Annotated in this window: 14 protein-coding genes; 8 read left to right on the plus strand and 6 right to left on the minus strand. The window is 64.0% G+C overall.

The genetic code is table 11. From position 1 onward, the window contains the following. Positions 1-282 precede the first annotated feature (282 nt). Together hepT and mntA are read right to left on the minus strand one after the other, a co-directional pair. Positions 283-726 carry a type VII toxin-antitoxin system HepT family RNase toxin gene (hepT, locus tag NO366_RS06815; RefSeq protein WP_256533574.1) on the minus strand — a complete coding sequence of 148 codons (444 nt, stop codon included), beginning with the start codon at positions 724-726 and terminating at the stop codon, positions 283-285. Then, positions 723-1148 (minus strand): type VII toxin-antitoxin system MntA family adenylyltransferase antitoxin, encoded by a 426-nt coding sequence (mntA, locus tag NO366_RS06820; RefSeq protein WP_256533575.1) that lies wholly within the window; start codon positions 1146-1148, stop codon positions 723-725. Before mntA ends, hepT begins: the two co-directional genes overlap by 4 nt. 309 nt (positions 1149-1457) lie before the next feature. Here mntA and NO366_RS06825 point away from each other — a divergent pair, with 309 nt between their 5' ends. After that, complete coding sequence (locus tag NO366_RS06825) at positions 1458-3527, plus strand: histidine kinase N-terminal 7TM domain-containing protein (RefSeq protein WP_256533576.1); 2070 nt, start codon at positions 1458-1460, stop codon at positions 3525-3527. A gap of 69 nt (positions 3528-3596) precedes the next feature. Here NO366_RS06825 and NO366_RS06830 read toward each other — a convergent pair whose 3' ends face one another. Continuing rightward, a complete protein-coding gene (locus NO366_RS06830; protein WP_256533577.1) occupies positions 3597-4559 on the minus strand; it encodes a YIP1 family protein in 963 nt (320 codons plus the stop codon). 294 nt (positions 4560-4853) lie between these two features. Then, positions 4854-5759, minus strand: coding sequence for a hypothetical protein (locus NO366_RS06835; RefSeq protein ID WP_256533578.1), 906 nt, complete (start codon positions 5757-5759; stop codon positions 4854-4856). Positions 5760-6007: 248 nt separating this feature from the next. On the opposite strand from NO366_RS06835, the gene NO366_RS06840 reads away from it, so the two are divergent. The 5 genes from NO366_RS06840 (at position 6008) to NO366_RS06860 (ending at position 10419) form a co-directional block, all read left to right on the plus strand. Continuing rightward, complete coding sequence (locus tag NO366_RS06840; protein ID WP_256533579.1) at positions 6008-6202, plus strand: hypothetical protein; 195 nt, start codon at positions 6008-6010, stop codon at positions 6200-6202. 111 nt (positions 6203-6313) lie between these two features. Beyond that, positions 6314-7636, plus strand: coding sequence for a hypothetical protein (locus tag NO366_RS06845; protein ID WP_256533580.1), 1323 nt, complete (start codon positions 6314-6316; stop codon positions 7634-7636). A gap of 201 nt (positions 7637-7837) precedes the next feature. Next, the gene (locus NO366_RS06850; protein WP_256533581.1) at positions 7838-8584 is read left to right on the plus strand and encodes a hypothetical protein; all 747 of its coding nucleotides are present in this window, start codon (positions 7838-7840) and stop codon (positions 8582-8584) included. Between the two features lie 89 nt (positions 8585-8673). Then, positions 8674-9069 carry a hypothetical protein gene (locus tag NO366_RS06855; protein ID WP_256533582.1) on the plus strand — a complete coding sequence of 132 codons (396 nt, stop codon included), beginning with the start codon at positions 8674-8676 and terminating at the stop codon, positions 9067-9069. Positions 9070-9129: 60 nt separating this feature from the next. Further along, positions 9130-10419, plus strand: a complete 1290-nt coding sequence (locus tag NO366_RS06860; protein WP_256533583.1) for an adenosylhomocysteinase — start codon at positions 9130-9132, stop codon at positions 10417-10419. A 45-nt stretch (positions 10420-10464) separates the two neighbouring features. Here the strand turns inward: NO366_RS06860 and NO366_RS06865 are convergent, their stop codons facing one another. Beyond that, on the minus strand, positions 10465-10719 hold the full coding sequence (locus NO366_RS06865; protein WP_256533584.1) for a type II toxin-antitoxin system HicA family toxin: 255 nt from the start codon (positions 10717-10719) through the stop codon (positions 10465-10467). Between the two features lie 9 nt (positions 10720-10728). Then, positions 10729-10998, minus strand: coding sequence for a type II toxin-antitoxin system HicB family antitoxin (locus NO366_RS06870; RefSeq protein WP_256533585.1), 270 nt, complete (start codon positions 10996-10998; stop codon positions 10729-10731). A gap of 239 nt (positions 10999-11237) precedes the next feature. Here NO366_RS06870 and NO366_RS06875 point away from each other — a divergent pair, with 239 nt between their 5' ends. Together NO366_RS06875 and NO366_RS06880 are read left to right on the plus strand one after the other, a co-directional pair. After that, the gene (locus NO366_RS06875) at positions 11238-12044 is read left to right on the plus strand and encodes a hypothetical protein (protein ID WP_256533586.1); all 807 of its coding nucleotides are present in this window, start codon (positions 11238-11240) and stop codon (positions 12042-12044) included. 417 nt (positions 12045-12461) lie between these two features. Continuing rightward, entirely contained in the window at positions 12462-12962 is a 501-nt protein-coding gene (locus NO366_RS06880) for an RDD family protein (RefSeq protein ID WP_256533587.1), read from the plus strand. Positions 12963-13021 lie beyond the last annotated feature (59 nt).

Consider the following 13021-nt stretch of genomic DNA (forward strand, 5'->3'; position numbering starts at 1 on the left):
CTTCAATCTTGCTCCGTCGCCACGCCACGACGCTGAACCGAGTCGGTCGTCGAACGACTCGAACCGTGGGGTTCGGCCGCGAACCAGGGACCCACATCTCGCGTCACGATCACCGGACCGGGCGTCAGTCAGGTCACGCCGTGTGGCTGTCGCGTTCCGCCGTCGTCGATCGAGATCCTGTAAGCGGTCAGAGCGGCGGCTTCCATACGGTCGTTCTTCGACCTACGGCAGATCACCGTCAGTCTTCGTGCACCGAACGCGCTCTCGGGAACGAACGGCTGTTCACAGCGCACCCGTTTCGTCGAGATACGCCTTGATGTCGTACAGAAAGTCCCGATATCGTTCGAGATCGCACAGCGCGTCGTAGACGTCGTCGTGATCGATGGATCGGCCGTACGTGTGCGCGAGAACGTTGCGAAAGCGCGCCGCCTGGGCCATCTCTGCCGTCTCACACCGATCGAAGACCTCGATTGCGCCCAGATCGATCATGGCTGCCGGGTTACTCTCCGGTCTGCGTCCACTCTCGTTGACAACGATCGTTCTGGCGATGTCGAGCGTGGCCTCGGTCAGTTTGACGAACCGACGCTCGACGACGTCCTGTGTCTCCGTCTCGGTGAGATACCGCTCTCGCGGAATCGCCTGTTTCTCCGCCAAGATCGCGAGACTCTCCTCGATAGTTTCGACCGCGGTGACGATCCGTTCGACGTCGTCGTCGGCGAACGTCATGCCAGGTGTTCGTCGACAGCTGCGAGCGCCTCGTCGAAACGTTCCGCGGGAGATCGTGGATCGGTATCGTCGGTACGCAGTCCGTCTCGCAGTCGATCGGCATCCGATTTGCTTCCGACGAGCCGCACGCCGTTCGAGAAGACGGATCGGCGGACAGACGGCGCCGCGGACCGGATATCGACGACGTCGACGTCGTCGGTTCCGAACGCGACCGCTAGGTCGACACCGAGAGCGAGGAGTCGATCCGCGTGACCGGAATCACCCGGGTGGCAGTCCTCTAACGCGACGGCCACGTCGACGTCGCTCCGTGCGTCGGCCTCGCCCCGGGCGTGCGAGCCGAAGAGGTACCCGACGGTCACCGGATGCGCGGCGAGTACGGAACTGACCGTCTCGTCTATCGGACGTCTGTCGGCGTCGGTCATCGGCCGAGAAAACGCGGTGAGGGATGATAAATCCGCGGTCGAATCGTGCCGGAGAGCGACGACCAATGGTCCGTACGCGGACGGACGCCCGTTCGAGTACGCGTCGTTCCGGCGTCAGCCAGATCACGCCGTGTGGCTGTCGCGTCCCACCCTCGGCCATCGAGCTCCTGTAGCGATACGAGGCGTTCGATCCGGGTCCCAAATGGCCTCGTTCCGGACGGCGACGACCGATCGGAACCGATCGTCGTGTCGAATCAACAGACATATTCATACCAAAACTATTTCGTCCGTTCATCCCTGGGTGGTGGCATGTCGGTCCAGTTCTCGCCGGTACACGCGGGTACGCTCGTACTGGTGGGGCTGTTGAACCTCGGGCTCGGCGCGTTGCTGGTGCGGACGCGGTCCGACCGGAGCGTGCCCGCGCTGTTCGTGTTCTTGTTCGGCGTCTCGCTCTGGACGATCCCGCAGGGGATACTCCTCATCGCGACGGATCGCGCGATATCGTTCGGGCTGGTGGTCAGCATCAACGTCGGTGCCTCCATCATGTCCGTCGGGCTCTTTCACTTCGGGTTGTCGTACTCCGGACGGACGGCGTGGCTCCGGTGGCGTCGTATCGGCCTCTGTTACCTCTCGATCCTGTTCTGGGCGGTCCTCTTCGTCACGAACCCGAGCCACGAACTCGTCTACGTCTCGCGGTCGTACGCGGGCGAACTCCTGCCGATCATCAGCGATCAGCACGCCCTCTACTGGGTGTACGTCTTCTACAACTGGAGTTTCTCCGGACTCGGGGCGTACCTGTTGTTCCTCGAATACCTGGACGTCCGCGGCGACGGCGTCTACGAGAAACAGGCGGCGCTCGTCGTGCTGGCGCCGGTGATCCCCTTCGTCGCCAACGTGTTCGCGTTCTCCGGGGCGACGGCGGTCAACTACACGGTGTGGGGATTCGGCGCGACCGGCGTGCTGATCGCGACGGCGATCTACCAGTACCGGTGGCTCGACCTGATCCCGATCGGTCGCGACCAGGTCATCGAAGGGATGCGCGACGGCTACCTTGTCGTCGACGAGGACGGTCGAATCGCCGACGCGAACCGCTCGGCGGTGGCGTTGCTCGCGGACGACGATCCGGTCGGCAAGGGGATCGGGCAGGTCCTGCCGGAGTGTCGGGCGTTGCTCGACGGCGAAGCCACCGAACGTCAGTTCGCGCTCGACGGCGCGATCGTGGACGCGACCGTCTCGACCCTGACCACTCGTCGCGGTGCGGGCTCCGTCGTGATGCTCCGCGACGTCACCGACGAGCGGCGCGCGGAGCGGCGCTTCCGGGCGCTCATCGAGAACGTCTCGGACGTGATCACGGTCGTGGACGCCACTGGGACGATCACCTATCAGAGTCCGGCGGTCGAGGACGCGCTGGGCTACGATCCGGACGAACTGGTCGGCACGGCGGTCATCGACGTCGTCCACCCGGAGGACCGGGACGACGCGCGTCGAACCGTCGCCGAGTTGCTGGATCGGCCGGGGGAGATGGCCCGATTCGAGTACCGCCTCCGGACAGCGGATGGGTCCTCGCGCGTGTTCGATGGCGTCCTGACGAACCTCCTCGAGAACGACTTCGTCGACGGCATCGTCATCACGTTCCGAGACGTGACGAGTCGCAAGCGTCGCGAAGAACAACTCGTCACGCAGAACGAGTACTTGGACGAGTTCGCGGAGATCGTCTCCCACGACCTGCAGGGACCGTTGATGTCGATCAAAGGAAACGCCGACCTGGCCCTGTCGACGGGCTCCGTCGAGCACGTCACCCACGTCCTGGACGCCGTCGATCGAACGAATCAGCTCGTCGACGATCTCCTCCAGATTGCGCGCACGGGGCGTCGGATCGAGGAACTCGAACCGGTCGCGCTGGGTGACCTCTCCCGGTCGGCCTGGGGACGTGTCTGGAGTCCGGACGCCGAACTCGTCGTCGAGACGGAGCAGACGATCCTCGCAGACCCCGACAGGGTGCGCCAGCTCCTCGGGAACCTCTTCGGTAACGCGGTCGAACACGGTTCGACCGACGGTCGCGCCGATCACTCCCGAAACACGCTCGCACGGAGTGGCGGCGACCGCCAGTCCACCGCCACCGAGCCGGAGCGTGGCGTCACCGTGGCGATCGGCTCGCTCCCGCTTGGCTTCTACGTCGAGGACGACGGCCCCGGCATCCCGCCGGACGAACGGGACCGAATCTTCGATCGCGGCTTCACGACGAGTGACGACGGACTGGGCCTCGGGCTCGGGATCGTCAAACAGATCGTCGGTGCGCACGGCTGGTCGATCCGCGTTACCGAGGGGTCTGACGGCGGGGCTCGCTTCGAAATCTCGGGCGTCGAACTCGCCGACTAGGCGTTTCGGTTCGACCGGCAGGTACGAGCCAGGCGACGCTCGTCCGGGCCTGTGCGATAGTACCGCGCGTCAGACGACGGCGATTCCGTCGACGAGGACGAACCCGAACGCGAGCCCGATCAGTGCGCCCGCGCGGTGGAGTCCGACGTACCAGGGTTCCGGCGTCACCGTCTCGCTCCCGCCGAAGCCGATGAGTTCCAGTTCCTTCGAGACCGTACTGTACGTGTAGGCACCGAGCAGACCGACGATACCGCCGACGACGAGCAGGAGGCCGAAACCGATCGGCGCGCCGATCCAGCCACCGTTCGCGAGGGCGGCCGACGCGGCCGTCGAGACGAACGCCACCGCGGCGATCAGCGCCGCCTTCCCCCGTCCAACGTCGAAGGCGGAGGCCACTCCGCCGTAGACGATAGCGGCCGTCCACACCCCGGAGACGGTTACGACGGCCAGCCAGAGCGATCCATCGGGAAACAGCTGCGAGACGGCCGCCGTCCGCACGCCGTCGAGCGTTCCCGGGTGGGTCCAGTCTGCGACCACTCGTTCGACCGCGATCGGGCGGGCGGCGTACCGGAGGAGACCGGGCACGGCGGCGAGGGCGGCGATACCAAGTCCGTCGCGGAACGCGGCGATCGCGTCCCCGTCGCCCCTCCCTGCGCGGCCGGCGACGAGCACGGGAAGCCCCGCGATCAGGACCATCCAGGCGAACGGAGCCAGCGCGGCCCGCGGCGTCACGCCGCCGACGGCGTTGCTCGCGGCCGTCCCGAGCGATCGGTCGACCGTCTCCGGGGCGTCGCAGTTGTAGAACGACGCCCGTTCTCCATCACAGACCCCCTCCGGCGGCCCATACGGGTTGTCGACGGCGACGGTCCCTTCGACCTCGTCGGCGACCGCATCGCCGGCGAGCGTCATCGAGACGCCGCTGGCGAGACACACCACGACGACGATGCCGACGACGACGCGAGGTCCGGGCGTCCACCCGTCGAACGCCTCGTGTGGCAGAACGAGGGCACGGAGACTTCGTTTCAGCACCACACGATCGCTTGATGTGGCTGACGAATAAACTTTCTGAACTGTACGTCATATCTACTACTTCGGGGGACCGTCTGAACGTTCGTAGCGAGCGTCGACCGACGATCTCGGGAGTCCGGCTGGTGCCACTCGACTCGCTCGCGCTCACGATCTCCGTCGCCGCCAGCGGCTCGTGGTGGGCCTCTCGGCTGGCGGTCGAAAGTCGCTGCTGAACGCGATTCGGTCCTGTATCGACCTGGCGAGAACGTCCGAGCGACCGAAACGCGAGAGCGTATAGAGACGCTCTTCGTCCCGCCCTCAGACGAACGCGATCCCGTCGAGGAGGACGAACCCGAGGGCGAGCGCCACGAGCGCGCCTGCGCGGTGAAGTCCGACGTACCGGGGTTGCGGCGTTGCCGGCTCGCCCCCGCCGAAACCGACGAGCCCCTTCGACACCGTGATGTACGTCGACGCGCCGAGCAAACCGACGATGCCGGCGACGACGAATCCGAGGCCGAAACCGATCGGTGCGTCGATCCACCCGCCTTCCCCGAGGACGGCCGACGCGGTCGTCGTGACGAACGCCACCCCGGCGACGAGCGCCGCTCGACACCGGCCCGTCTCGAAGGAGGCGGTCGTCCCTCCGTAGACGATGGCGGCCGTCCACACTCCCGAGACGGCCACGACGGCCAGCCAGAGCGCTCCGTCGGGAAACAGCTGCGAGACGGCCGCCATCGGAGGCTCGTACAGGGATCTCGCGTACGATTCCATGTACGTCCATCCCCCGATCGACCGCTCGACCGCGACCGGGCGGACGGCGTATCGGAGGAGACCGGGCGCCGCGGCGAGGGCGGCGATGCCAACTCCGTCACGGAACGCGACTCTCACGTCTTCGTCGTCCGTTCCTGTACGACCCGCGACGAGGACGGCAAGCCCCGCGATCAGGAACACCCAGGCGAGCGGGGCCAGCGCGGCCCGCGGCGTCACCCCGTCGAGGGCGTTACTCGCATCCGTCTCGATCGACTGGCGCGGCTCCGACGGCATATCGACGGGGTGGCCCTCCGCGACCTGGTCGGCGACCGCATCGCCGGCGAGCGCGATCGAGGCGCCGTTGACTGCGCATAGCAGGACGACGAGGACGGCGATGACGCGAAGTCCCTGGGTCCACCCGTCGAACGCCTCGTGTGGCAGAACGAGGGCGCGGAGACTCCGTTTCAGTGACATACTCGCACTTTCTACTCTCGTAGATTATGCTTTAGGGAAGCGATTCAGCCGTACTAACCGACCGCTCCGGTCGTCACTCCGTCCATTGGAGCGAGCACGGACGCAGCTCTCACCGGGTCCGAACGCTGTCCTCATCGGTTCTCAACGCTGCGCTCACCGAGTTCGAATGCCGCCCTCCGGCCGTGTCGACGCAAACATTGTTACGGCGAAGAGTCATTGGATCGGATATAGAATCGACACGAACACCGATGATCGGCCCCGCCTGGATCCGCCAAAGCGCCCTGGTCGCCCGAGCCGAGTGGCGACGCGACGAGCGCGAGTTCGCCCGCACCCGGTCCGGACCGGCGTTCGGACTCGCCGTCGCGGCCGTCGCGGGCTGGTTCGCACACGCGTTCGGAAGCGCGTATCTGGCGGCCGAGTTGTCCCTGCCCATCCCACCCTGACTCCTGGTCGGGCTCGCGGTCGCGGACGTCATCTGGCGAAGCGGTCGGCTGACGCTACGCCGATTCGAACGGTTGAATCCGGCCCTATTGCTCCCGACGATCCACGTTCGTGTGGCGGTGGGAGGCTTGCTCACGTTCGTCTACGCGCGAACGTTGGCCAGAATCGGGCCGCCAGCGATCGGCGTGGCCGTCGGTCTCGGACTGGCTGCCGATTCGCCGGTACTCTCCCTCTCGATTCTCGTCGCCACGCCGGCGATGGTGGCGCTCGCAGTTGCGGTCGGCGCGGCGAGCGGTATCGCCGGCCGACACGCCGTCACGCACGTCGTCGGTGGACGCGGGATTCGCGGTTCCGTCCGGCTGGTGGCTGGTGTAGTCGTTTTCGCTGCGACTTTCGCCATCGCCTCCCTCGTCGGCGCCCCGTTTTCGGATTCGACGCGGTTCGGACCCGAAAGCGGACTCGATTCGCTATCGCCGGTGATCGAATTCTTCCGACCGAGTGGCGACGCGACGGGGATACTCGCCCTTCGGTGGCTGGCCGCGTTCAGTACTCTCTCCCTCATCGTGCTGGCCCTCGTCTCGGTGTCGGTCGCGTCCGCTCAACGACACTGGCTGGCCGATCCAGTCGGAACGTCGCGAGCCGTCGACTCTCGATCGCTACTCGCCCGCGGTCGGCTGGATCGGCTGCTCGGCGGACGCGTTTCTCGCTCGACGCGAACGGTGATCCGGGGGACGTGGCGCGTCGAGCGACGAAATCCGCGGGGACTGTTGTACCCGACGTTCGTTCTCGTGTTCGTGGGCGTACTCGGCTTCCCCGTCTTCGCACTCGCCGGGATCCCGTTCGCGTTGCTGCTCGTTCTCGCCCTCGGACTGGCGGCGGGCGTCGTGTTCGGGACCGACCCGGTCGGACGCGCCTACCGCCCGCTCCCGCTGCTCTTGACGACCGCCGACGCGCGAACGTTCGTCGTCGGACCGCTTGTCGCCACGGTCCTCACGGCCGTCGTCCTCGTCGCGGTCGGCTTCGTCCCGCTGGGTCTCCTGAGCGCCGCGTCCGTGCCGGAGACGCTCCTGCTCGCGGTCGTCGGCGTCGGGTTCGCGGCGACGACCACCGCGGTCGCCCTCGCGATGGGACTCGATGTTTCGACCGACGCCGTCGGACGCGTTCCCACGTACTTCAGCGACGTCCGGACGTACGGAGAAACCGGCTGGGGGCAGTTTCGCCGAGTCGGCACCGGCTTCTTGCTCACGTCAGCCGTCGGCCTTCCGGCGTTTCTCGGCAACGCGGCGTGGGTCTACGACCCGCTCGCTGCTGTTGGCGTCCCGATCGTCGCGGTCCGGCTCGGCTCGCTCGCGCTCACGATCTGCGTGGCCGCCGGCGTCTCGTGGTGGTCGTCTCGGGTAGCGATCGAGCGGTATCGCGGTTACGAACTGGTGTGAATTCCTCTATAATTGCCCGTAGCACGGCTTGTTCACAACGTGTTTTCTATCCCGGTATTGGCGTACGCCTACGAGAGTTGGTGCTTTGAACGGCTCCCACAGCACCCTCGTTGAATATTCTATCCGAATAGCTGCTCACTATCATCTATATAAATATTTACAAACCGTTATTTATTTAAGTACATAATTTCAATACTATATATGGCTAAAACACCAAATAGGAGATCTGTATTATCGGCATTGGGAACGGCTGGTAGCGCTTCTTTAGCAGGTGTTACGGTAGAAAAGGGGGGAGCGGAAAACGAGCGGCGAACCGTTCGAAGTTCAGGCCGTGAGGTGGTCGAGTGGACCGGTGAAAAGAAAAAGGAGGTTGCTTCCACCGCGTCAAATAATAAGATGGTAGCAGCAATTTCAAACCGATTGAAGCAAAACGGGTGGGTTATTTCCGACAGCAAGCACAGGTCGGGGACCGTTTTGGCTGCCGACGGAGAGGAGTACGATTTCGGCGTCCTATCGTTCGAATCGGTCATGGAGTCGGAGAGGCAGGCTGCAATTCTGTGGAAACGATATAAAACAGGCGAGTGGGAAGTTAAGGGATACGTGCACAGCAATTCTGACAATAACTCGGATAGTGATGTGGTGATTACTGTCGATTCTACGATGAACGTCCGGAAAATCGAATATGAGGGCGGGGCCACAATTGAGACATCTTGTCCGTGTCTTGATCCCGGTGGAGGAAGTGACTGCGTGTTCTTCCACGATCGCTATTGTGTCGACTTCAACCTGAGTTGTGTACTTTTCGTGATAGGGGCACTTGGTTTAAGCTGTGGGACTGCGGGGGCTGTCGGTTGTTTAGGGGCAGCGGGTCTCGGTATTGCTGAGTATCTCGCCGGTGATGGGTGTAATATTTGTGACGAATATACGGAGGATGAGGTCTTCCTCTGTTAATGGCTCAAATAATATCGCGTAACCTATTCAGAACCAATAATATATCATAGGATCGAACTCTCTACGCGTACAAAATATATCATACAGTAATGGAAGGTAGAACTACACTGTTTGGGCGGCTCGTTTCGAGCTTACTTGCTCGGGAAATAGCCCTATTTATATTTCTGCTTATCGGCGGTCACGTCGAGGGCGTCATCGAAGTGGGGGAGTACCTCTCGATCGGTGCTGCGATTCCCATACTAATGGGACTGTTCACCGGAATCGGGTTACGATTGTACCTCGGCACCGATTCCGACTGGTCGGCCTTCTTGATCGTATTCGTCGTCTCCGTCGCTGGTATTACGTTCAGTTGGGTCGTCTCGGCCGCGTTGTTCGGCGACGCGGGCGAATCCGGCCGGATTCCCGGATTCTTTCTCGCGGTACTTCTTGGTAGCGTCCTCGCCCGGGCCTGGAACGCCGGCCGTCGACCCGGGGTCGCCGAGTGATCGTCGCGCGGTTCGTCCGGTGTCGGTAGGGTTTTGGCGCCCCTCCCACTCACTTCGAGCATGAGCACGTATCCGCGGATTTCCGCGCAACTCGACGACCTGGAGTCGGCCGTCGAGGAGGGTCGACGGAAGATGGAGTGGGCGCGTCAGCACATGCCGATCATGGAGGCGGTCCGCGAGGACTTCGAGGCAAACCAGCCGCTGGCCGGCGAACGCATCGCGATGGCGATGCACGTCGAGGCCAAGACGGCGATTCTGGTCGAGGCGCTCGCGGCTGGTGGCGCAGAAGTAGCTGTCACGGGCTGCAACCCGCTGTCGACGCACGACGACGTCTCCGCGGCGCTGGACGACGTCGACGACATCACCAGCTACGCCAAGCGCGAGGTCGACGACGAAGAGTACTACGCCGCCATCGAGGCGACGATCGACCTCGAGCCGACGATTACCGTCGACGACGGGATGGACCTCGTCGCCGCGATCCACGAGGACTATCCGGAACTCATCGACGGCATCGTCGGCGGCTGCGAGGAGACGACCACCGGCGTCCACCGCCTGCGCGCGATGGCCGACGACGGCGCCCTGGAGTACCCGGTCTTCGCGGTGAACGACACGCCGATGAAGCGCCTGTTCGACAACGTCCACGGCACCGGCGAGTCCTCGCTGGCCTCGCTGGCCATGACGACCAACCTCTCCTGGGCGGGCAAGAACGTCGTCGTCGGCGGCTACGGCTACTGCGGCAAGGGCGTCGCGAAGAAGGCCGCGGGCCAGAACGCGAACGTGATCGTCACCGAGGTCGAGCCTCGCCGCGCCCTCGAAGCGCACATGGAGGGCTACGACGTCATGCCGATGGCCGAAGCCGCCGAGATCGGCGACGTCTTCATCACCACGACGGGCAACCGCGACGTGATCGTCGAAGAGCACTTCGAGAAGATGCAGGACGGTGTCCTGCTGGCCAACGCGGGCCACTTCGACGTCGAGATCGACCTCGACGCACTCGACGACCTCGCCGTGGACCGCTACGCGGCCAGAGACGGCGTCGAGGCCTACGAGATGGCAGACGGCCGGCGCCTCAACGTCGTCGCGGAGGGCCGCCTCGTCAATCTCGCCGCCCCCGTCTCACTGGGCCACCCCGTCGAGGTCATGGACCAGAGCTTCGGCGTCCAGGCCGTCGCCGTCCGCGAACTCTTAGCACGCGACCACGCGGACGAGTACGACCCCGGCGTCCACGATGTCCCCGACGAACTCGACAAAGAGATCGCCGAGATCAAGCTCGCCGCGGAGGACGTCGACTTCGACTCCCTGACCGACACCCAGCGCGAGTACATGGGCAGCTGGGATCACGGGACGTAGTCTGCGAGCACCGTTCCGGTCCCCTGGCTGAACGGGAGTGCTTTCTTACAGATTTCGATCAAGCCAGTCGAGAAACAGCTGAAAGTCCTTCATACCCGCCTGGGAGCCGACCTTTCTGAGCGTTCCTGTCGAGAGTTCGTCGTGTCGCGGAACGGGGACGGTTCGTGCGTCCGAATCGTGGTCGGCGGGCGGCTCCCACCGAAGGATGAAGTGATCGCCGTTCACGCGATCGACGTAGAACGGCCCGCTGTTGACCAGTACGCGCATGACGTCGTCCCCAGAATACGTCCGCCTCGACATTCGTCCGTATTACTCGAGTACGTCGGGGAGCGAGTCACCCGATTCGTTGGATTCGGGATCGATACCGATCGAATCGAGCTCTTCCCGCGTCGGTGGTCGCCCCTCGCCGTCGTATCCGGCTACCGCCTCGTCGAGATTCTCTAGTGCTGACTCTCTGGTTTTCCCCTGACTGGTGACACCCGAGTGCTCGTCGGTTGCGACCCACCACTCGTCTTCTTTCGTGAGCGTAATCCGCTCTTCGGGGTTGGTGGCGTCGTTCGAGCCGATATCGGTACTCATGGGCCGTTACGCAAACAGTGCAGCGATACGCGTATATATCTTCACATATATCGGAACGCGGAGCGATCGGTCGCCGACTTCGACGCGCTCACAGACACCCAGCGCGAGTACATGGGCAGCTGGGACCACGGGACGTAACTCGGCGCGACGCCTCCCTGGCGACCGGTAGGAACAATTACTCCACAGCGACGACTATCCGTCACTGTCTCTCGATGATACCTCGACTCGACCGACCGTCCATGGCGATCGGCGCCGTCGGCGGCCTCGCTCACGTCCTCCTCGTCGTCGCCCTCCTCTCGTCTTTCGACTACCACCCGTTCGTGACGTCGACTGAACTGGTGATACTCTCGGCCGGCGTCTTCGTTCTCGGGGCGATCCCGTCGGCCATCTCGGTGTTCACGAGACTCGTTGTACCCGGCGGTGGCCTGCTCGCGCTCGCCGCGAGTGTCACGGTCGTCGAGGTGACGACGCCCGCCCCGCAGAAAACCGGTGAGCTGGGCGGGCACGCGATCGTCGACGGCTCGTTTTACGCCCTGCAGTACGCCGATTCGTGGTATCTCTGGCTCTCGCTCCTGCTCGCCGCCGGCGTCGCCGAATTCGTGATTCGACGCGGATACGCCCTCGGGGACGACCGAATTCGACATCTCCCGTCACTTCCAGTCGTCCGATCCAGGCGGTGGACGGTGGTCGCTGCCTGTAGCATCGTGGCCGGGACTGGGACGATGGTGTTACTTATCGACGGCACTCTGTGGGATACTGTCCCCGGGTACGCCATCGGCTTCGCGGCCGCTGGCGCCGCGACGGCCGTTCCGTTCGCGGCGTTACTCGCACGGGGCCTCGTCTGCCCGTTCGTCCTGTACAGTCTGGTCATCACCAACCACGTTCGGGCCGAGGCCTTCTTGAGTCCCGATGGACTTGCCATCGTCTTTCTCGGGTTCATGGCACTCGTCTTCGCGATCGTTGCGGTAATCGAGTGGCTCGTCCGCTCGGGCCTGTTCGGGTGGGATGGCGGGCGATTCGTCGACAATCAGCCTCTCGGTCGGTGAGCACGCGGACGGGATTTGATCCATCGATGCTGTAATAATTTCGCGAGTCCATGCGGGCACCACTGGCTACGGAACCGGACGACGTGTCGTCTGGCTCAGACTCACAGCACGTCGAGGAACTCGCCGGTATCCTCGTCCTCACCGTCTCTTTTCGGTTTTTTCGGTATCCGTGTACGTAACCGAGAGCCCGGAACACATCTCGTGGTGGTTCTGGATCGGTATCGGCGTGACCGTGGTCTAACTTCTCGCTGCCTCTCCAACACCATCGAGCGACTCCTGCGGAACCGCTGATCGACCGGCGTTGCCCTCGAGTCTCTCTCTCTCTCTCTCTCTCTCTCTCTCTCTCGACCGACTGGTCTAATGTTTCCCGATAGTACTCCGTAACAGTTATTACACTGTTGTTGGATTTTCAATATCATGTCGACTCACCGAATGGGTTCGGGCGATGGTGGTGTCCACGACCCCCATTCGACCGTCAGCCGAAGCGAGACAGACGTCGTCTTCGAACGCATCGCTGCACAGGTCGTCGACTTCGGTTTCGTGTTCGTGCTGGCCTTCGTCTTCATCCTCGTCTTTTTCCGCCCGACGAGCGGACTCGTCTCCGGGACCGGCATCTTTCTTGGAGCCTTCGTCAACTTCGGATACAACTTCGGCCTCGAGGCCACGTGGAACGGGCGGACGGTCGGCAAGTGGCTGCTCGGGATCAGGGCGGTCGACGAGTCGGGTCGGTCGATGTCGGCGGCCCAGGCTCTCCTGCGGAGTATCCCCGCGCTGTTCTCCTTCGGCTGGCTCTCGTACCTGGTCGCGCTCGCGACGATGGCCAGCACCGACAGGCGTCAGCGCCTCTTCGACACCGTCGCGGGAACGACCGTGGTTAGCGACGCCTCGCGACGAAACCGCCCGCGCGCCGCCGGCTAATTCGTCGATCCGGATTCGAGTGCTCGGGGTCGAGGAGACGGCGTAGACCACAGTCGTGG

The sequence above is a fragment of the Halovivax cerinus genome (genome assembly GCF_024498195.1).
GTDB lineage: Archaea > Halobacteriota > Halobacteria > Halobacteriales > Natrialbaceae > Halovivax > Halovivax cerinus.

Coding starts and splice junctions, on each gene's coding strand:
- NO366_RS06880 (WP_256533587.1), top strand. CDS start 12,462: ATGTCGACTCACCGAATGGGTTCGGGCGATGGTGGTGTCCACGACCCC.
- NO366_RS06850 (WP_256533581.1), top strand. CDS start 7,838: ATGGCTAAAACACCAAATAGGAGATCTGTATTATCGGCATTGGGAACG.
- NO366_RS06875 (WP_256533586.1), top strand. CDS start 11,238: ATGGCGATCGGCGCCGTCGGCGGCCTCGCTCACGTCCTCCTCGTCGTC.
- hepT (WP_256533574.1), bottom strand. CDS start 726: ATGACGTTCGCCGACGACGACGTCGAACGGATCGTCACCGCGGTCGAA.
- NO366_RS06840 (WP_256533579.1), top strand. CDS start 6,008: ATGATCGGCCCCGCCTGGATCCGCCAAAGCGCCCTGGTCGCCCGAGCC.
- NO366_RS06855 (WP_256533582.1), top strand. CDS start 8,674: ATGGAAGGTAGAACTACACTGTTTGGGCGGCTCGTTTCGAGCTTACTT.
- NO366_RS06825 (WP_256533576.1), top strand. CDS start 1,458: ATGTCGGTCCAGTTCTCGCCGGTACACGCGGGTACGCTCGTACTGGTG.
- NO366_RS06860 (WP_256533583.1), top strand. CDS start 9,130: ATGAGCACGTATCCGCGGATTTCCGCGCAACTCGACGACCTGGAGTCG.
- NO366_RS06870 (WP_256533585.1), bottom strand. CDS start 10,998: ATGAGTACCGATATCGGCTCGAACGACGCCACCAACCCCGAAGAGCGG.
- mntA (WP_256533575.1), bottom strand. CDS start 1,148: ATGACCGACGCCGACAGACGTCCGATAGACGAGACGGTCAGTTCCGTA.
- NO366_RS06865 (WP_256533584.1), bottom strand. CDS start 10,719: ATGTCGAGGCGGACGTATTCTGGGGACGACGTCATGCGCGTACTGGTC.
- NO366_RS06835 (WP_256533578.1), bottom strand. CDS start 5,759: ATGTCACTGAAACGGAGTCTCCGCGCCCTCGTTCTGCCACACGAGGCG.